Origin of the sequence: Stutzerimonas kunmingensis, assembly GCF_032106285.1 — a bacterium.
Taxonomy (GTDB): domain Bacteria; phylum Pseudomonadota; class Gammaproteobacteria; order Pseudomonadales; family Pseudomonadaceae; genus Stutzerimonas; species Stutzerimonas kunmingensis_B.
The window spans coordinates 77663-97262 of record NZ_DAMCPO010000006.1; the positions used below are offsets into that span (position 1 = coordinate 77663).

The following is a 19600-nucleotide window of genomic DNA, read 5'->3' on the forward strand; positions in this document are numbered from 1 at the left end:
TCATTGATCCACTCAGTGCTTCTCTTCCCAACCGCTAACCATGGCTCTGATGTGTTCCAGGGGCGTCCGCCCGGTTGTGGCCAGGTACACATGCGCTATCAGGAAGATCAGCATCATGAACGCGCCCGCCGTGTGCAGCAGTGCGACCTGTTGCAAGCCGAGCCAGGGCGAGATTAGCTCCTGTACCTGCTCCCAGAAGAGATAGAGCAGCCCGGTCAGCCACAGCAGCGGGCCGATCATCACTTTGACGAACAGGTACGACAGGCGCTGCAACGGGTTGTGCTTGCGCTCCACCGTGATCTTGTACGGATGGGGGGCGCCCATGAAAATCCCGTGGACGTAGTAGCGCAGCATCCGGTCGATGTTGTTCAGCGTGGGAATGTACTGGCGCCACTGGCCGGTGGTGAAATGCCAGAAGATGCCGAACACCCACAACAGCATCAGCAGCCAGGCTGATACCTCATGGATTCCAACCGCAGTGCGAAACTCCAGTAATGCGTGGCTGCCATGAACCGCGAAGCCGCTAAACAACAACGTGATGATCAGTGTGGCTTGTGACCAGTGCCAGAAGCGCTCGAAACGGGTAAACAGGTAGAGACGCTCGCCCATGTCAGTGACTCCTTCTGCGGCGGCGCGAGAGTACGCGCAAGGCGGCATGGATGAGGACGCCCAGCAGAGTGAGGCCAGCCAGCCCAAAACCGATCCGGTCGAGCAGGGGGCTGTGGTGCTTGCCAGTCAGCCAGATGCCGGGTACAGCGCCGAGCCGGCTTTGCCGGGCATGGCACTGCGCGCAATCGAGCGCCTGTTCCTTCGGTGCGACCATATGGGTGATCGGCCACAGCATCGACGTGTCGACGAAGTCGAACTTTCCGCTGTAGGGTGCGCCAGAAGCGTCGGCTCCAGCCTGCAGGGCCTTGCCCCAATCAAAGTTGTACCAGAACGCCGTATCGTTCGGGATCGCGGTATGCGGCACCAGCAATGTCCGGAGTTCGGTATCGAAAGGCTGGCGCCCGTGAAAGGTTTTGACCGGCCAGATGCGTGCATCAGTGGCCCCCGGTGTGCCGTGGAAGCTATTGATCGGTACCCGGGTGCTTGGGTCTATTACAGTATCGGGTTGCACATAGCTAACCCGACCGTCGAACCAGACATAGTCGGGCACTACATCCTCGCCGAGTACGAAACTGCCCTTTCTGCTGTCGTAAAGAACCTGACCGCGCTCGTTGCGCGTCTGGAATGGCTTGCCGTTGGCGTCCATTCTTCCGGCGCTGGACGAGTCCCAGGCCATTTTGGTAGGCACGCCGCCGCGGGCGAAGGCCGGGATATGACAGCTCTGGCAGGCAAGCACGCTGGTGTGGTCATTAAGGCGCCCGGCGTGCAGCAGGTTTCCCTGGTGCGGCTTGTCGCCATGGCAGGACTGACAGGTCGAACGGTTGCGCTCGCTGCGCTCACCTCGAGTGACTGCGCCGTGCGGGTCGCTGGCAGTAACGTTGATGCGACTGCCGGCGATCCGGTGCTCCTCGGCAACGTGGCACGTCGAACAGGTGAAATCGAGACCCTCGGCGGCCATGTGTACGTCCAGCTCACGCGACGGCGCATTGAGCGACGAATCGAGATCGCCGTGCTTCACGCCGTCGCCACCGCCGCCGTAGTAATGGCAGGTTCCGCAGGTCCGGCGTGTGGTTGCACCAACATGGCGTGCCACGGCGGCCAGGTCGACCGGTTCGATGAATTTGCCTGAGCCGGGTGCGGTTTCGCTGCGCACCAGCGGCGGATGCCCGGCGAGGCCCGCAAGCTTGAGGTAGTTGCCGGTGTTATGGCAGGAAAGGCAGTCGACCTTGGTTTCGTCAGTAAAGTCGAAACTGGCGTCCTTCCAACCGTAGCCAATGTGGCAGGACTGGCAGAATGCCTCGTTGGACCGGTCGCCGATGCAGAAACCATTGAGCATGGTCTTCTTGCCCAGACGCTGACCGGTATCCGGGTTTATGTAGTCCCAGGTCCAGTGTCGCGTGGCCATGATCTGCTTGGCTGCCTTGCCGTGGCAACTCAGACAGGCCCGCGTTACTTCTTCGCCACTGGCGAAAGGACCCAGCAGGGCATCGAAACGAGCGTGATTGGCGGTGGATGCTTGCGCCAGGCCGCCAGCAAGCAGGAGCGGCGCTAGTAGCAGGGCGACGGTGCGCTGGCGGAATGCTTTCATTTGCCTCTCCCTTGCTGCATGGCAGCGGCGCTAGGTCCAGCATAGGTCACCCCTAGCAAACTGCTACTGCAGCCACTCCGTTTGCAGCAGCATGACGATGCCTCGCGGTAGCATCACCGCGCGACACGACGTGGTACATGAGCGTGCTTCCCTGGTGCTGGCCTAGCCGCCGGCGGGGCGATGGCACATGGTTTGCGAATCCACGCCCATCCTCGACCGTCCTTTTCCGGCCGGCAATGATCTGTAGCACGGTTGCGCGGTGTGAGCGGCCTTGGCACAGCAGGGTGGACTAATCTCTTAATCAGCGTCATGTAACCGGACCTGGCAAGCGGACAGAATCAGGCTTCGGTGAGACAGGCCTGTGCCGTACTGTTTGCCGTCCTACCAGCGGAGATTTTGGCGATGAAGATCGAGCGATTCGAAGACCTGATCGACTGGACACGCGACACCCATGCCATGCTGGCTCGTTGCATGGCTCGCTGTTCCGACAAGCACGAAGAGACCCGAGCCAAATGGCTGCTTGTCTACATTGCCGACCACGAGAGAGCACTGGCGGAAACGGTCGACAAGATCGAGAAGCATGCCGACCCGAAGGCATTGCATACCTGGATCTACGACTATCTGGCACGCAATCCGGTGTTGCGCAATCAGGCCTGTAAGGCTTACGACACCATGACGGTGGAGGAGATTTCCCTGGATATCTTCACCATTCATAACCAGGTGATCGATCTCTACCGTTCCTTGGCGCGTCGCGCCGAAATTGATGGTGCACGCAATCTCGCCGAGGACCTTCTACGCATGGAAGAGCACGAGACCATGCGTCTTGCTCGTCAGGTGAGCCGTATTCACGAGATGTGATGTCAGTGCGGCCCGTCCTGCCGTCCATGGCAATGTCCGATCTCGGCAACACCGGTGCCGCATGTAAATTTGCCCTGTTGCCCTGTTGCCCTGTTGCAAGGTGACACAGTGACGCCGGCTAGTCTGTCGCGAGTGAATCGCCGCGGGCTTGGAGGTTCTTACTCAAGCATCATCCCAGCCGCAGTCACCGCCCAAGCGATGCGCTTTCCCGCATACTGCGCGCCGTCAGTCAGCATGGTTACGGTTGCATATCGATGGTGTCGCTCTCCGGCTATCTCGGCCTTTTTCTCGCGGCGTTCGGTGCCGCCACGCTGCTACCGATGCAGTCCGAGGCGGTGCTCGCCGGCCTCCTTCTTTCCGAACGCTACACGGTCTGGGCCCTGGTCGCCGTGGCCAGCCTCGGCAATGTGCTGGGCTCGGTTGTGAACTGGCTGCTCGGGCGTTACGTCGAGCATTTTCGCCACAAGCGCTGGTTTCCGGTCAACGAGCGGCAACTGACGAAGGCGCAGCACAGCTACCATCGCTACGGTCGCTGGACCTTGCTGCTCAGCTGGGTGCCGATCATTGGTGATCCGCTGACCCTGGTCGCCGGCGTGATGCGTGAGCCGCTATGGAGCTTTCTGCTGATCGTCACGTTGGCGAAGACCGCGCGCTACCTCATGGTGATGGGGCTGACCTTGGGCTGGATGTGACGCAAGGGCTGACAGCGCGACCGTGCCTGGTCGATCATGGCGGCCATCGACTTCTGGCAGGAAACCGAGCCGCATGATCAGCGAGGCGCAACCGACAGCAGACGAGGCAGCCGTCTCGACGATAGCCCGTCGGGACAGCATCAGCGTCCGCCTGGTGGCCGAGGCACTGCAGGGTTTCGTGCGGCCTGGGCAATCCACCGGGCAGCTGCTGGATGAGATCGGTCTTGACCCCGCCTGCCTGCAAGATCCCGACGGCCGCATGGACGTGCGTGACTACTCGCAACTCTGGCTGCGACTGGCGCGGCGCTTCGATGACGAATTCTTCGGCATGGACCCGCGCCGGCTGCGCTGGGGCAGCTTCGTCTTTCTCAGCCGCAGCTGCATCCAGCAGCCGACACTGGAGAAGGCGCTGGTTCACGCACTGAGCTTTCTCGGGCTGGGCCTGGAGGACCTGCGTGGCAAGCTGATCCGCAGCCAGAGCCTGGCTGAAGTGGTGCTGCGCGAACGCAACCCCGAGCCGGCGCGAGCCTTTTGCTACTTCACCTTCTGGATGCTCCTGCACGGCCTGGCCTGCTGGCTGGTGGGGCGGCGTATCCCGCTGCTGGCGGTCGAGTTGCGTTGTGCCGAACCGGACTACACGGATGATTACCGGGTGATGTTCTCCGACAACCTGCGTTTCGGCCGGCCGTCGACGCGGATCATTTTCGCTGCCGAAGTGCTCGACCTGCCGATCCGTCGTAGCGAAGCAGAATTGCAGGCCTTTCTCGCCGAGGCGCCAGCCAACATCCTGGTGCGTTATCGCGACCACTCCAGCCTGGCCAGCCGCATCAAACAGCACCTGCGCAGCCTGCCCGCCGAACGCTGGCCGGACAGCGAGACGCTGGCGCAAACCCTGTGCATCTCGGCCTCGACCCTGCGCCGACGCCTGGCGGAAGCGGGGCAGCCGTACCAGGCGATCAAGGACGGCTTGCGTCAGGAGATGGCCACCGAGTGGCTGGCCGATGCTGCCATCAGCTACGGCGAAATCGCCGAGCGGCTTGGGTTTGCCGATGTCAGCTCGTTCTACAAGGCATTCCGCAAGTGGACGGGCATCAATCCCGGGCACTACCGCAATCTGATTCTGGCGCCGGCGCGGCGCTGATTACCCGCCTCCAGCCTTCAGTCCACCGGCGTGTGTTGTGGCGCAGCGTGATCGCGTTTTGCGATTGGCCAAAACGGTCAGGCAGGTTGAGAACATCGACCATTGCCGCACCCGTGTGGCTGTCCAAAGATAACTTCCGGCTTCGCACCGAATAACAACAAGCACGGGAGAGCGCCATGCAGATTCGCGACAAGGTATTCCTCATAACTGGCGGCGCATCCGGCCTCGGCGCTGCGGCGGCGCAGGCGCTGGTGGAGGCGGGCGGCAAGGTCGTACTCGTCGATCTGGATGAAGCCGCGGCCAACGCAACGGCACAGGCGCTGGGGCCGAACGCCTTGGGTGTCGCTGCCGATATTCGTGATGAGCAGGCCGCGCGCCATGCCGTCGCCACCGCCCGCGAACATTTCGGCGCGTTGCACGGGCTGGTCAACTGCGCCGGCGTCGCCGGCGGCGAAAAGGTCCTCGGCCGCAACGGCCCGCACAGTCTGGACGGCTTCAGCCGCATCGTCGGCATCAACCTGATCGGTAGCTTCAACATGCTGCGGCTGGCCGCCGAGGCGATGGCCGAGAACGCGCCTGACGAAGGTGGCGAGCGCGGCGCGATCATCAATACCGCATCGATCGCTGCCTTCGACGGCCAGATCGGCCAGGCGGCCTATGCCGCGTCCAAGGGCGGGGTGGTGAGCATGACCCTGCCGGCCGCCCGCGAATTGGCGCGCTTCGGCATCCGTGTGATGACCATCGCCCCCGGCGTGTTCGAGACGCCGATGATGGCCGGCATGACCCAGGAAATTCGCGACTCGCTGGCCGCCGGTGTGCCGTTTCCGCCACGCCTGGGCCACCCGGCCGAATACGCCGCGCTGGTGCGGCACATCTTCGAGAACAGCATGCTCAATGGCGAGGTGATCCGTCTCGACGGCGCCTTGCGCATGGCCGCCAAGTGAAGGAAGCAGAGATGAAAGATGATCCGATCGTAATCGTCAGCAGTGCGCGCACGCCCATGGGCGGTTTTCAGGGTGACGTGCAGGGGATGACCGCCTGGCAGCTCGGTGCTGCCGCCATCCGTGCCACCGTGGAACGCAGCGGCCTGCCGGCCGAGAACGTGCAGGACGTGCTGATGGGCTGCGTGCTGCCTGCCGGCCAGGGCCAGGCACCGGCGCGCCAGGCGGCATTGAGCGCCGGGCTGACCCGCGCCACCACCTGCACCACGGTCAACAAGATGTGCGGCTCGGGCATGCAGACGGTGATCATGGCCCACGACCAACTGCTTGCCGGGAGTGCCGATATCGTCGTCGCCGGCGGGATGGAAAGCATGTCCAACGCGCCTTACCTGCTCGACCGAGCCCGTGGCGGCTATCGCATGGGCCATGGGCGGGTGCTCGACCATATGTTTCTCGACGGTCTTGAAGACTCGTTCGACAAAGGCCGGCTGATGGGCACTTTTGCCGAAGAATGCGCCGACGCGTTCGGCTTCAGCCGTGAAGCCCAGGACGCCTACGCGCTCGAGTCCCTGCGCCGCGCTCAGGTGGCCATAAGTGAGGGGCGTTTTGCCGAAGAGATCGTTGCGCTGGAGGTCACCCAGGGCAAACAGCAGCGGCAGATCCGCGACGACGAGCAGCCGCCCAAGGCTATGCCGGAAAAGATTCCCAGCCTGAAGCCGGCGTTCCGCGAGGGCGGCACGGTGACCGCGGCCAACTCCAGCTCGATTTCCGATGGTGCCGCCGCGCTGCTGCTGATGCGCCGCTCCGAAGCCGAGCGCTGTGGCCTGCAGCCACAGGCGGTGATCCACGGCCACGCGGCCTACGCTGATGCACCGAATCTGTTCACCACAGCGCCGATCGGCGCGATCCGCAAGCTGATGGAGCGCACCGGCTGGTCCACCGAAGACGTGGATCTGTTCGAGATCAACGAAGCCTTTGCCGTCGTCGCCATGGCCAGCATGCGCGAGTTGGGCTTGGACCACGCCAAGGTCAACGTCAACGGCGGTGCCTGCGCGCTCGGCCATCCCATCGGTGCCTCGGGCGCGCGGATCCTGGTGACGCTGCTTTCGGCCCTTCGTGCACGTGGTCTGCGCCGTGGCGTAGCGGCGATCTGCATTGGTGGCGGCGAAGCCACGGCCATGGCCGTCGAACTGATCTGAGGAGGCATCCATGCTGCCCAATGAAGATCAAAACGCGATCGCCGAGATGGCTCGCCAGTTCGCTCAGGAACGCCTGAGGCCTTTCGCCGAACAGTGGAGTCGCGAGCATCGCTATCCCGCCGAGGCGATTGCCGAGATGGCCGCGCTCGGCTTCTTCGGCATGCTGGTGCAAGAGCAGTGGGGTGGCAGCGACACCGGCTACCTGGCCTATGCCATGGCGCTGGAAGAAGTTGCTGCCGGTGACGGCGCCTGCTCGACCATCATGAGCGTGCACAACTCGGTAGGCTGCGTGCCGATCCTGCGTTTCGGCAACGACCAGCAAAAGCGCGACTTCCTCGGTCCGCTAGCACGCGGCGAGCAGATCGGCGCCTTCGCCCTCACCGAACCACAGGCCGGTTCCGACGCCAGCAGCCTGCGTACTCGTGCCCGGCGTGACGGCGATCATTACGTGCTCAATGGTGCCAAGCAGTTCATCACGTCGGGCAAGCATGCCGGCACGGTGATCGTCTTTGCGGTGACCGACCCGGACGCCGGCAAGCGCGGTATCAGTGCCTTCATCGTACCCACCGACAGCCCGGGCTATCAGGTGGTACGGGTCGAGGACAAGCTCGGTCAGCACGCGTCGGATACCTGCCAGATCGCGTTCGAGGACCTGCGCGTGCCGGTGGCCAACCGGCTGGGCGAGGAGGGCGAGGGCTATCGCATTGCCCTGGCCAATCTCGAAGGCGGACGCATCGGCATCGCCGCCCAGGCAGTGGGCATGGCGCGCGCGGCGTTCGAAGCAGCGCGTGATTACGCCCGCGACCGCGAAACCTTCGGCAAGCCGATCATCGAGCATCAGGCCGTGGCCTTTCGCCTAGCCGACATGGCCACCCAGATCGCCGTGGCACGGCAGATGGTGCATCACGCCGCCGCGCTGCGCGAAGCCGGGCGGCCGGCATTGGTGGAGGCGTCGATGGCCAAGCTGTTCGCCTCGGAGATGGCGGAGAAGGTCTGTTCCGCCGCGATTCAGACCCTGGGTGGCTACGGCTACCTGTCCGACTTCCCGGTGGAGCGTATCTACCGCGATGTGCGGGTCTGCCAAATCTACGAAGGCACCAGCGACATCCAGCGCCTGGTCATCGCGCGCAACCTTGGAGGGCCGGCTTGACCGAAACCAGGTGCGCCTGCGTGCCCTGCGGCGCATCGATACGTGATTTCAGTGGTGCCGGTAGAACGCCGTTTCCTCGACCGGCACTTGCACAATAAAAACAAGATAGAGGTAGGAAACATGCAACCAGGATTGATGCAGAACGCCCCCCTGTTGATCAGCAGCATCGTCACCCACGCCGCCCGTGCTCACGGTGATCGCGAAATCGTCTCGCGGCTGGTCGACGAACCCCTCTGGCGTTATGACTATGCCGGGCTCGCCGCCCGTTCGGCGCAGGCCGCCAGCATGCTGGCCAAGCTCGGCATCGGCCCCGGCGATTGCGTGTCGTCGCTGGCCTGGAATACTCACCGTCACTACGAGCTGTTCTTCGCCGTGCCCGGCATCGGCGCCGTGCTGCACACGGCCAACCCGCGGCTGTCGGACGAACAGATCGTCTACACCATCAACCACGCCGGCAGTCAGGTGCTGCTGTTCGACAGCAGCTTTGCCGAGTGCGTCGCCCGGCTGCGGCCACGGTTGGGCAATATCCGCCATTTCATTGAACTGGCTGCGCAACCGAGTTCTGGCCTAGAGGATGTCCTGGGCTACGAGCAGCTGATCGCCGACGAGCAGCCGCTGGACTGGCCGCAGTTCGACGAGAACGCCGGCGCGGTGCTCTGTTACACCTCCGGCACCACTGGCGACCCCAAGGGTGTGCTCTACAGCCACCGCTCGGTGGTGCTGCATGCGATGGCCGCCGGCCTGTCCGGCGCGTTCGGCCTGTCCGCCTTCGATTGCATCATGCCGTGCTCGTCGCTCTATCACGGCACCGCCTGGGGCATCCCATTTGCCGCTGCAATCAATGGCTGCAAGTTCGTGCTGCCGTGCGACAAGATGGACGGCGCGAGCCTGCAGGAGCTGATCAAGAGCGAGGGCGTGACCCTGTCCGGCGGCGTGCCGACCATCTGGACCATGTACCTCGCCCATCTGGAACGTAGCGGTGAGGATTCCGGCAGTCTGGCGCGGCTGGTGATCGGCGGTTCCGCCGTGCCGCGGGCGATGGCCGAAACCTTCCAGACCAAGTACGGCGTCGCGGTCTGCCAGCTCTGGGGGATGACCGAGACCAGCCCGCTGGGTGTTGTGGCCACGCCGACGCCGAAACTGGCCGAACGTGGTCAGCAAGCGACCAACGACACCATCTGGACCCGTCAGGGCCGCCTGCAATTCGGTATCGAGCTGAAGATCGTCGATGAGGAAGGGCGCGAGCTGCCATGCGATGGCGTCAGTTCTGGCAGCCTCAAGGTGCGCGGCCCCTGGACGGTCGAGCGCTACTACCGCAGCGAAAAAAGCGCGCTGGATGAGGATGGCTGGTTCGATACCGGTGACATCGCCACGCTGGATGCCGATGGCTTCATGCGCATCACCGACCGCAGCAAGGACGTGATCAAGTCCGGCGGCGAGTGGGTCAGCTCCATCGATATCGAGAACGTCGCGGCGGCCTGTCCCGGTGTGAAGGTGGCGGCGGTGGTCGGCGTGTTCCACCCCAAATGGGAGGAGCGCCCGGTGCTGGTGGTCGAGCCGCACGCCGACGCTGAGGTCACGGTCGAGACGATCCTCGCCCATCTGGAGCCGAACATCGTCAAGTGGTGGATGCCGGATGCGGTGATCTTCGACTCGGTGCCGCTGACTGCTACCGGCAAGATCGACAAGAAGGTGCTGCGCGAGCGCTATCGCAATCATCTGGTCGAGAACCAGCCCAGCGCTGTAAACCAGTAACGCCTGTTACCCATACGCGCTCCGTGCTTCGGTGCGGGGCGCGTCTGCGTGCGTGTGAATCTAGGAGATTTGCCATGAACGAACACGACGATGCTCGTAGCGGACCGCTGTGCGGCCTGCGCGTGCTGGAGTTCGCCGGCATCGGCCCCGGCCCGCATTGCGCCATGCTGCTGGCCGACATGGGCGCCGAGGTGCTGCGCATCGAGCGCGAAGGCGGCAATGGCTGGCCGAACCCGGTGGTCGATCGCGGGCGCAAGACGCTGACCCTCGACATCCGCAGTGTGGCTGGGCGAGAGCGCTGTCTGACGCTGGCCGTGGACGCCGACGTGCTGATCGAAGGCTTCCGCCCCGGGGTGATGGAACGGCTGGGGCTGGGCCCGGACGAACTGCTGGCGCGCAATCCGCGGCTGATCTACGGACGCATGACCGGTTGGGGGCAGACTGGGCCGTTGGCCAGGGCTGCCGGGCACGACATAAACTACATCGCCTTGACCGGCGCGCTGGCGGCAATCCGCGGCGAGAGCGGGACGGCGATTCCGCCGTTGAACCTGGTCGGTGATTTCGGCGGCGGCTCGCTCTATCTCGCCGTCGGCATCCTCGCCGCGCTGTGGGAGCGCGAACGTTCGGGGCAGGGGCAGGTGATCGATGCGGCGATCGTCGATGGCGTGTCGTCGTTGATGACTTTCTTCGCCGGCCTGCTGCCGAGCGGGCGGATCGACATGCAACGCGAACGCAATCCGCTGGCAGGCGCTGCGCCGAACTACCGTTGCTATCGCTGCGCCGATGGTCGCGAGATTGCAATCGGGCCGCTGGAGTCGCAGTTCTGGCACGAGCTGCTGGAGCGAATAGACGCACCGAAAGCGCTCTGGGCGGGCTGTGCCGATCCAGGCGAATGGCCTGTGCAGAGCGAGTTGCTGGAGCGGCTGTTCGCGACCCGCACGCGAGCCGAGTGGTGCGCCTTGCTCGAGGGCAGCGACGCCTGCTTCGCGCCGGTGCTTGAACTGGAAGAAGCGGCGCAGCACCCGCATCTGCGCCAGCGTGGCGTTTACCAGGACGTTGAGGGCGTGTTGCAGGCAGCACCGGCTCCGCGTTTTTCCCGCACGCCAGGCAAGGCGAGGCGGACGTTACGTTGCGGTGCGGAGGAGGGGTGGGACTGAGCTGCGCAGCTGACGGTAAGCACTGTTACGACGCACGCAGGCTTGCGCGCGAGTATCGAAGTCGACGATTTTCATGCTGCGAAAAAAAGCGCGTCCATTATTGGGCAAGCAGTCAGGAAAATGATTCCTGAATATATAACGCTTATATCGCAACACTGTTCAAAGTAATCATTCGGGGTCGACCAAAGTAGTGTGCAGCGCCCGTAAAGCGCGGCCTAGACGTGCCGCACGTCGGTTTTGGTTTGCGAGTTGGCACCAGCTGACTACTATGAAAACGGAGGCTGCTTATTACAACAAAAACGGGGAGTACAACGTCATGATTAATGATGCCGAACAACAAGTAGTTGCACTTGAACTGTGCCGTTTCCTGGCCCACTGCGTCGCTGCGATCGTTGTCGTGGGGATGCTGTTCGTGGCCCTCGTCGGATCCTGGCACGCTGCCCTCAGTGTAGGTGTCGTCCCTTTGCTCGCCATCATGGCCTGCGATTACCTAGCGAGACGCAAGGAAACTGCTGTGCAGACAGCAGACGCCTGATACGACACAGGCGCTAACCAGCCGAAGAACCTTTTTATGCCCATCGAGCGATAGACACCCTGACAGTGAACCACTGCCGGGGTGTCCTGCGTTATGCAGCCGCGAATCGGCTGGCAGACCCTTTCATATCACTATCGCGCCCTTGCACGTCGCCGCGCACAGAGGCGGTTACCCAAAGGTGTTACTCCTTTCGTACAGCGTAACGGTCACTGAGGTGGGCGGTAACGAATCAGGCGCGGATTCTGTGCTCTCTCTGCATGCATAAATCGTAACCTGTTGAAAAATATGGAGTTATCGAAACTGGCACGACGAATGCTGTGTTATTGGCATAACAAGAACAAGAAAGCACATCCAATAACAAAAACAACACGTAGCGACTCCGACACAATAAAAACAAGCAGGTGGGAGACGTAGCAAACTGATTCTTTTGGAGAGGAATTGCCCGACAGGTTTCCTGTCGACCGGACCGAGAACAATAAAACTGCCTTGAGGCAGCTCCAGAACCGGTTGAGCCCGCGAGGGTAGTGGCAACATCAGCGACCAAAATAATCCGTTTGTTCTTTATGTCCCTTATGGGACTGCTACTCGGACGATGTCCGACCGGGCTGCCAACAAAAACAACAAGCCCGTCAGCAGAAGAAGAACAAAGCAACACGACCTGAAGGGGAGCCTAGCGGCTCCCCTTTTTATTTGGGCCGCAAGGCAGCGGCCGCGCTGTCAGGCGTTGTGGGCATTGATTGTGTAATTGAGTGGGCTTCGATACAGCCAGGCTGGCTTTGCCGTGCGAGTTACGGCGCCCTTGTGACGAATGCCGAGCTGTCACATTGCAGCACGGCATTCGTCCAGCACGCAGTGGCGCTTACAGCGCGTAGTTCGCCAGCTCCCGCGCGATCAGCAGGCGCTGGATTTCGCTCGAGCCCTCGTAGATTTGCGTGATCCGTGCGTCGCGGTAGTAGCGCTCGACCGGATAATCCTCCAGATAGCCGTAGCCGCCGTGAATCTGCACGGCCTGCGAACAGACCTTCTCCGCCATTTCCGAGGCAAACAGCTTGGCCTGCGAGGCTTCGGACAGGCAGGGCAGGCCGGCGCTCTTCAGCCGCGCGGCATGCAGAATCAGCAGACGCGCCGCATTCAGCTGGGTCTGCATGTCGGCGAGCATATTGGCGATGCTCTGGTGCTCGACGATCGGCTTGCCGAACTGTACGCGCTCGCGGGCATAGAGCAGGGCGGCTTCGAAGGCTGCACGGGCGATACCCAGGGCTTGCGCGCCGATGCCGATACGGCCGCCTTCGAGGTTCGACAGCGCAATCGCCAGGCCCTTGCCACGCTCGCCAAGCAGGTTCGCCTGCGGGATTCGGCAGTCGCTGAGCGAGACCGCGCAGGTGTCCGAGGCGCGGATACCCATCTTGTGTTCGCTGCGCTCCACCGCGAAGCCGGGCGTGTCGGTGGGCACCAGAAACGCGGAAAGACCCTTCTTGCCGAGGTCCGGATCGGTCACCGCAAACACGATGGCCAACTTCGCCCGCTTGGCATTGCTGCAAAACTGCTTGCTTCCGTTGAGTACCCACTGACCGTCCACCAGCTCCGCGCGGGTGCGCAGGTTGTGCGCCTCGGAGCCGGCCTGCGGTTCGGTGAGGGCGAAGCAGCCGATGGCGCGACCGCTGGCCAGTTCGGCCAGCCATTCGTCCTTCTGCGCCTGCGAGCCGTAGTTCAGCACCGGGCCGCAACCGACCGAGTTGTGGATGCTCATCAGCGCGCCGGTGGCGCCGTCGCCGGCGGAGATTTCCTCCACGGCCAGGGCGTAGGCGACGTAGTCGATGTAGCTGCCGCCCCATTCTTCCGGGACGACCATGCCGAGCAGGCCAAGCTCACCCATCTGGGCGACCAGGGCGTCGTCGATCCAGCCGGCCTTTTCCCAGACCTGTGCATGGGGGGCGATCTCGCGGCGGGCGAAGTCGCGCGCCATGTCGCGGATCATGCGTTGGTCTTCGCTGAGTTCGAGGTCATGCATTGCGCGGTCTCTTCTTGTTGTTGTGCTGCAAAGAGGTTCAGGCCGTGGCGCTGCGGCGTGTCTTGCCGGTGGTGGCCTTGAAGCCGTCGAAGAACGCCTGGACGCGCTCCGGCGTGACCTCTGCCAGCGTCGGCGGATTCCAGCGCGGTGACTTGTCCTTGTCGATGATCAGCGCACGCACGCCTTCCATTATGTCGCCCTTGGCGAACCATTGACGGTCCAGATGCAACTCCAGCGCGAAGCAGTCGGCGATCGGCAGTTCGCGGCCGCGACGCAGCATCTCTAGGGTCACGCACATGGCCAGCGGCGAGCGGCTGTCGAGCACCTTGAGCGTTTCCTCGGCCCAGTCGGCAAACTCCGGGCGCGCCTCGGCGGCCAGCGATGCGCGAATCGACGCCACATCGCTTTTGCCGAAATGCTCGTCGATGGCCTGATGTAGGGCCTTCAGCTCGGAACCCGGCAGTTTGTTGCTGCCCAGCGTCGCCACCAGGGTGCGCAACGCTTCCTGCGGATGGACCGACCAGCTCATACGGTCCAGGCAGCGATCCAGCTCGGCAATCTGGTCGTGGCTGACGCACCAGTCCGCCAGGCCAACGTGCAAAGCATCAGCGGCGCGGATCTGCAGGCCGGTGACGCCCATGTAGGTGCCAAGCTCACCCGGCAGGCGTGAGAGGAAATAGCTGCCGCCGACATCTGGGAAATAGCCGATGCCGACTTCCGGCATGCCCATGCGCACGCGCTCGGTGACCACGCGCAGCGACGCGCCCTGGACCAGGCCCATGCCGCCGCCGAGGACGAAACCGTCCATCAGCGCCAGCAGCGGCTTCGGGTAGGCATGGATGTGTTGGTCGAGGGCGTATTCCTCCTCGAAGAAGGTTTCGTGCTCGGTGTCGCCGCGCTGGAAGCTGTCGTACAGCGAGCGGATGTCACCACCGGCGCAGAAGGCTTTCTCGCCATTGGCGCGCAGCACCACGGCATGGATCTGCGGATCGGCCGCCCAGGCGCTGAGCTGCTGTTGCAGCAGACGGACCATTTCCAGGGTCACCGCATTCAGCCCGGCCGGGCGGTTGAGGGTGAGGTGGCCGACGTGGTTGCGTACGGCGGCCAGCACGGGGCGTTCGGTTGGACTCATGGTCAGGTGTCCTTGCGGTACTGATTGATGATCGCCGAGAAATCCAGGCCGCCATGACCCTGGGCGCTGAAGCTCTGGTAGAGCTGCTGGGCGAGGGCGCCGAGGATTACCGGCTGGCGCACCTGCTTGGCGGCCTCGGTGGCCAGGCCGAGGTCCTTGAGCATCAGATCGCTGCCGAAGCCGCCGCTGTAGCCGCGTGAGGACGGAACGTTGTCCAGCACGCCGGGGAAGGGGTTGTAGGTATCCGAGCTCCAGCAACGGCCGCTGGAGGTGTTGATCACACCAGCCAGGGTCTTGGCATCCATGCCCAGCGAGACGCCCAGCGCCATCGCCTCGGCGACGCCGATCATGGAAATGCCCAGCAGCATGTTGTTGGCGACCTTGGCCACCTGGCCGTTGCCGGCTGCACCGCAGTGCACGATGTTCTTGCCCATGGCCGCGAGGATCGGCTGCGCACGGTCGAAGTCCGCGTCGCTGCCACCGACCATGAAGGTCAGGCTGCCGGCTGCTGCACCGCCGGTGCCGCCGGAGACCGGTGCGTCGAGCATCGGGTTGCCATGCTCGGCGGCGGCCTTGGCCACTTCGCGGGCGCTGTGCGGATCGATGGTCGAACAGTCGATCAGCATCACACCCTCGCGGCTGCTGGCGATCAGGCCGTTCTCGCCCAGGTACACGCTCTTCACATGGGCGGCGGCCGGCAGCATGGTGATGATCAGTTCGGCGTTGCCTTGGGCGATGGCGGTCGGAGAATCGACCGGAAGCGCGCCGGCGCCGACCAGGTTTTCGACGGCCGCGGCGTTGAGGTCGAAGACGCTGAGTTGGTGGCCTGCCTTGAGCAGGTTGTGGGCCATGGGTGCGCCCATGTTGCCCAGGCCGATAAATCCGATATGCATGGCGTGCTTCCTCTTGTTGTTATGGCCAGATGCGGCTCAGCGATTGGTGAACTCAGGCTTGCGCTTCTCGCTGAACGCGGCCATGCCTTCCTTCTGGTCGGCAGTGGCGAACACCGCATGGAACACACGACGCTCGAAGCGAATGCCTTCGGCCAGCGTGGTCTCGAAGGCGCGGTTGACGCTTTCCTTAATCATCATGGTGGCCGGCAGGGATTTCTCAGCGATCACCCGGGCGGCCTTGAGGGTTTCCTCCAGCAGGCTTTCAGCCGGGAACACACGGGCGACGAGACCGGCGCGCTCGGCTTCGGCGGCGTCCATCTGGCGACCGGTCAGGCACATGTCCATCGCCTTGGCCTTGCCCACTGCGCGGGTGAGGCGTTGAGTGCCGCCAATGCCGGGCAGCACGCCTAGGTTGACTTCCGGCTGGCCAAAACGCGCGTTGTCTGCGGCGAAGATCATGTCGCAGAGCAATGCCAGCTCGCAGCCGCCGCCCAGGGCGTAACCGGCGACGGCGGCAATCAGCGGCTTGCGGCGCGTGGCAATGCGGTCGGCTTCGGCGAAGAAATCATCAAGATAGATCTGCGGGTAGGACAGCTCGGCCATTTCCTTGATGTCGGCGCCGGCGGCGAAGGCCTTGGCCGAGCCAGTGAGCACGACGCAGCCGACCTGCGGATCGGCCTCGAGCTGGCCCAGGGCCTGGTTCAGTTCGCTGATCAGTTGGGCGTTGAGCGCGTTGAGCGCCTGCGGCCGGTTAAGGGTGATCAGAGCAACGCGTTCTTTGATTTCTACGAGCAGGGTTTCGAATGTCATTTCAGCATCCTTTAGGGCCGGCGCGCGCGCCGGCTAGGTGAGTGATTTCACTTAAGATTGATGGTGGTGTTGACCGGGCCGCCGACCTCGTTCTCATCGAACCAGCGCTCGGTGATGGTCTTGGTCTGGGTGTAGAACTGCACCACCTGCTTGCCATAGGGGCCGAGGTCGCCGAGCTTGGAAGCGCGTGAGCCGGTGAAGGAGAACATCGGCACCGGCACCGGGATCGGTACGTTGATGCCGACCTGACCCACGTCGATCTCTTCCTGGAAGTGCCGCGCCGCGGCACCTGAACGGGTGAAGATGGCGGTGCCGTTACCATTCGGGTTGGCGTTGATCAGTTCGATGGCTTCGTCCATGGTCGCTGCCGCCATGACGCAGAGGACCGGGCCGAAAATTTCTTCCTGATAGATGCTCATCTCGCGGGTAACGCCGGAGAAGATCGTCGGGCCGACGAAGTTGCCCTTTTCGTAGCCGCTGACGCTCGGGTTGCGGCCGTCCAGCTCCAGCTTGGCGCCTTCGCGTACGCCACGTTCGATCAGCCCGCTGACGCGATCCAGCGCCGCGCAGGAAACCAGCGGACCGACATCGGTGCCGGCCTCGACACCGGCGTTGACCTTGAGGGTCTGCGCCTTGGCCACCAGATCGGGAATCCAGGCCTGCGCTTCGCCCACCAGCACCACCACCGACAGCGCCATGCAGCGCTGGCCGGCCGCACCGAAGGCGGCACCGGCGAGGTTGTTGAGGGTCTGTTCCTTGTGCGCATCGGGCAGCACGATGGCGTGGTTCTTCGCGCCCATCATGCACTGCACGCGCTTGCCAGCCTGGCTGGCGCGGTTGTAGACGTGGGTGCCGACCCTGGTCGAGCCAACGAAGGACACCGCCTTGATATCCGGGTGGTCGCAGATCGCGTTCACCGCGTCCGGCCCGCCGTGCACCACGTTGAGCACGCCCGGCGGCACGCCGGCTTCCAGCGCCAGTTCGCACAGGCGCATGGTGACCATCGGGTCCTGTTCGGACGGCTTGAGGACGAAGGTGTTACCGGTGGCGATGGCCATCGGGAACATCCACAGCGGGATCATGGCCGGGAAGTTGAACGGGGTGATGCCGGCGCAGACGCCCAGCGGCTGCAGCAGGGTATAGGTATCGACGCCCGCGGCGACGTTGTTGGCCAGCTCGCCGAGCTGCAGGTTGCCGATGCCAGCGGCGTGCTCGACCACTTCCAGGCCGCGGAACACGTCGCCCTCGGCGTCAGCCAGGGTCTTGCCCTGTTCGGCGGTGAGGATCGCCGCCAGCTCCTTCATGTTTTCGCGAATCAGCTGCTGGTACTTGAGGAAGATGCGTGCCCGCGCACCGATCGGTGTCTTGCGCCAGGTCTTGAAGGCTTTCTGGCCGCTAGCGACGGCACGGTCGATTTCCTCGGCAGTCGCAAAAGGCACGCGCGCCAGGACTTCCTGGGTCGCCGGGTTGACGACATCGCGCCAGTCCTGGGTCGTCGATTCGATAAATTCACCGTCGATCAGCAATTTAACGGTAGGAATGGAGCTGGACGTTGTCATAAGGCTCTCCGCCTGAAAAGGCACTGTTGTTGTCATGGCTCGCGGACGGCTGCGATCAGTTGCACTGAATGTAGCAATGCAAAAAACCACATTACAATGGAGTCAAATGCAGAGTTGCTCTGCATAAATGCACAGAGGCTAATGGAGGCTTCAACCATGGACTGGGACAATCTGCGCTATTTCCTTGAGGTCGCCCGAGCGGGGCGGCTGACGACTGCGGCGCGTCGGCTCGCTGTCGACCACACCACCGTGTCCCGTCGTTTGCAGGCGCTGGAAAAAAGCATGGGCCTGCAGCTCTTCCTGCGCGAGCCGGGTGGTTACAAGCTCACCGAAGCCGGGCGCAATCTGCTGCCGCGAGTGGAAGCGATGGAAAGCGCCAGCGTGGCCATCGAGCATTCGTTGCCGAGCATGGGGGATGGCCTTTCCGGGCAGGTACGTATCGGCGCGACGGAGGGTTACGGCACGGTGATGCTCGCCGGCCAGCTCACCGGGCTCAGCCGGCGCTATCCGCACCTGAACATCGACCTGCTGGCGCTGCCGCGGGCGGTGCGCCTGTCGCGCCACGAGGCGGATATCGTCATTACCCTTGAACGCCCCGAGCGTGGGCCTTTCATCATTACCCGGCTCACCGACTATGCGCTGCGGTTGTACGCTTCGCCGGCGTATCTGGAGGAACACCCGCCGATTCGCAGTCGCGAGGATTTGGTTGAGCACCGCTTCGTCAGTTACGTGGATGATCTGCTCTTCACCAAAGAGTTGCTGTTTCTCGATGGCATCGCCGACGCTCGCTCCATCGGTTTGCGCAGCACCAGCCTGCTGGCGCAGCAGGAAGCGGTGGCGATGGGGGCGGGGATTGCGATCCTGCCGGCGTTTTCCGCCGACGCCGATCCACGGCTGCGACTGCTGCTGCCGGAGGAGGTCAGCTTTACCCGCACCTTCTGGATGCTGATGCCGATCGAGTTCAAGGACCTGGCGCGCATGCGCACGACCTGGGATTACCTGAAGGAAATGGCGCAGCAGAGCCAGGCCCGATTGTTGGGCCAGTAGTTATCGATGATTGACCCATTGCAGCCACGGCGCCGCTAGAGCGCCGTGACCTCTGCGCTCTTGCCGCTTGTCGCTTGAGAGGCTGTTAGCGAGCAGCGCATCATCGAGGCGCTGCCGGTCGATCAGACGCGCGGTGTGGTGCGGCTTTCGTTGCCCATGGGGGTGGAGTCCGGCATCTGTACGCTGGTATCGGTGAAGTCCGAACTGTGCACTTCGGAATCCATTGGCATATGGCTGTAGCGCTGGCTCGGCAGCGCCGGCTTGCTTTCCATCTCCGCGAGCATGCGCTTGGCCTCGCAACGACCGCTGATACCACGAGCCAGCGCCATACCGCCCATGGCCAGCTCGGCGATCCCGATCAATCCGCCACGGCGTAGCCCCTTGCCCATCATCACCAGACCGCCGGCCAGCGAGGCGGCGCGTTCCCAGCCGTGGACGTTCTGTGGGGCGTTTTTGTCGAACATTTGCTTGATCATGACGCGGCATCCTCTATGCGGGTGGTTTATAGATGACTGCGGCATGC

At 63.4% G+C, this 19600-nt stretch carries 18 protein-coding genes; 10 read left to right on the forward strand and 8 right to left on the reverse strand.

Annotation, left to right across the window (positions count from 1 at the left end):
- Window positions 1–12: 12 nt before the first annotated feature.
- Together RT582_RS06815 and RT582_RS06820 are read right to left on the reverse strand one after the other, a co-directional pair.
- Window positions 13–609, reverse strand: coding sequence for a cytochrome b/b6 domain-containing protein (locus RT582_RS06815; protein ID WP_313476988.1), 597 nt, complete (start codon window positions 607–609; stop codon window positions 13–15).
- A 1-nt stretch (window position 610) separates the two neighbouring features.
- Entirely contained in the window at window positions 611–2197 is a 1587-nt protein-coding gene (locus tag RT582_RS06820; RefSeq protein ID WP_313476989.1) for a tetrathionate reductase family octaheme c-type cytochrome, read from the reverse strand.
- A gap of 402 nt (window positions 2198–2599) precedes the next feature.
- Here RT582_RS06820 and RT582_RS06825 point away from each other — a divergent pair, with 402 nt between their 5' ends.
- The 9 genes from RT582_RS06825 (at window position 2600) to RT582_RS06865 (ending at window position 11625) form a co-directional block, all read left to right on the forward strand.
- A complete protein-coding gene (locus RT582_RS06825; RefSeq protein WP_104097495.1) occupies window positions 2600–3055 on the forward strand; it encodes a hypothetical protein in 456 nt (151 codons plus the stop codon).
- Window positions 3056–3309: 254 nt separating this feature from the next.
- On the forward strand, window positions 3310–3747 hold the full coding sequence (locus RT582_RS06830; RefSeq protein ID WP_090519774.1) for a YqaA family protein: 438 nt from the start codon (window positions 3310–3312) through the stop codon (window positions 3745–3747).
- A gap of 73 nt (window positions 3748–3820) precedes the next feature.
- Window positions 3821–4888, forward strand: coding sequence for an AraC family transcriptional regulator (locus RT582_RS06835; protein WP_313476990.1), 1068 nt, complete (start codon window positions 3821–3823; stop codon window positions 4886–4888).
- Window positions 4889–5064: 176 nt separating this feature from the next.
- The gene (locus RT582_RS06840; protein ID WP_044315577.1) at window positions 5065–5832 is read left to right on the forward strand and encodes an SDR family NAD(P)-dependent oxidoreductase; all 768 of its coding nucleotides are present in this window, start codon (window positions 5065–5067) and stop codon (window positions 5830–5832) included.
- Between the two features lie 11 nt (window positions 5833–5843).
- Window positions 5844–7028 (forward strand): acetyl-CoA C-acyltransferase, encoded by a 1185-nt coding sequence (locus RT582_RS06845; protein ID WP_313476991.1) that lies wholly within the window; start codon window positions 5844–5846, stop codon window positions 7026–7028.
- A gap of 10 nt (window positions 7029–7038) precedes the next feature.
- Window positions 7039–8178 carry an acyl-CoA dehydrogenase gene (locus RT582_RS06850; protein WP_046620199.1) on the forward strand — a complete coding sequence of 380 codons (1140 nt, stop codon included), beginning with the start codon at window positions 7039–7041 and terminating at the stop codon, window positions 8176–8178.
- A gap of 135 nt (window positions 8179–8313) precedes the next feature.
- Window positions 8314–9933: a long-chain fatty acid--CoA ligase gene (locus RT582_RS06855; RefSeq protein WP_313476992.1), complete on the forward strand. Its 1620-nt coding sequence runs from the start codon at window positions 8314–8316 to the stop codon at window positions 9931–9933.
- Window positions 9934–10007: 74 nt separating this feature from the next.
- Complete coding sequence (locus RT582_RS06860) at window positions 10008–11090, forward strand: CaiB/BaiF CoA transferase family protein (RefSeq protein WP_313476993.1); 1083 nt, start codon at window positions 10008–10010, stop codon at window positions 11088–11090.
- Window positions 11091–11358: 268 nt separating this feature from the next.
- Complete coding sequence (locus RT582_RS06865; protein ID WP_014820432.1) at window positions 11359–11625, forward strand: hypothetical protein; 267 nt, start codon at window positions 11359–11361, stop codon at window positions 11623–11625.
- An 859-nt stretch (window positions 11626–12484) separates the two neighbouring features.
- Here RT582_RS06865 and RT582_RS06870 read toward each other — a convergent pair.
- Genes RT582_RS06870 through RT582_RS06890 form a run of 5 tightly spaced genes read right to left on the reverse strand, consistent with a single transcriptional unit; the run spans window position 12485 to window position 18030 of the window.
- Window positions 12485–13636, reverse strand: coding sequence for an acyl-CoA dehydrogenase family protein (locus tag RT582_RS06870; RefSeq protein WP_313476994.1), 1152 nt, complete (start codon window positions 13634–13636; stop codon window positions 12485–12487).
- 37 nt (window positions 13637–13673) lie between these two features.
- Window positions 13674–14768 carry an enoyl-CoA hydratase/isomerase family protein gene (locus RT582_RS06875; RefSeq protein ID WP_191122740.1) on the reverse strand — a complete coding sequence of 365 codons (1095 nt, stop codon included), beginning with the start codon at window positions 14766–14768 and terminating at the stop codon, window positions 13674–13676.
- Window positions 14769–14770: 2 nt separating this feature from the next.
- Window positions 14771–15661 carry a 3-hydroxyisobutyrate dehydrogenase gene (gene mmsB, locus RT582_RS06880; protein ID WP_313476995.1) on the reverse strand — a complete coding sequence of 297 codons (891 nt, stop codon included), beginning with the start codon at window positions 15659–15661 and terminating at the stop codon, window positions 14771–14773.
- Window positions 15662–15697: 36 nt separating this feature from the next.
- On the reverse strand, window positions 15698–16471 hold the full coding sequence (locus RT582_RS06885) for an enoyl-CoA hydratase (RefSeq protein ID WP_014820428.1): 774 nt from the start codon (window positions 16469–16471) through the stop codon (window positions 15698–15700).
- Between the two features lie 47 nt (window positions 16472–16518).
- The gene (locus tag RT582_RS06890; protein WP_014820427.1) at window positions 16519–18030 is read right to left on the reverse strand and encodes a CoA-acylating methylmalonate-semialdehyde dehydrogenase; all 1512 of its coding nucleotides are present in this window, start codon (window positions 18028–18030) and stop codon (window positions 16519–16521) included.
- A 156-nt stretch (window positions 18031–18186) separates the two neighbouring features.
- Between RT582_RS06890 and RT582_RS06895 the strand changes: the two genes are divergently transcribed.
- Window positions 18187–19077, forward strand: a complete 891-nt coding sequence (locus RT582_RS06895; protein ID WP_312724420.1) for a LysR family transcriptional regulator — start codon at window positions 18187–18189, stop codon at window positions 19075–19077.
- Window positions 19078–19199: 122 nt separating this feature from the next.
- Here RT582_RS06895 and RT582_RS06900 read toward each other — a convergent pair whose 3' ends face one another.
- Window positions 19200–19553, reverse strand: coding sequence for a YgaP family membrane protein (locus tag RT582_RS06900; RefSeq protein WP_278348155.1), 354 nt, complete (start codon window positions 19551–19553; stop codon window positions 19200–19202).
- Between the last annotated feature and the right edge of the window lie 47 nt (window positions 19554–19600).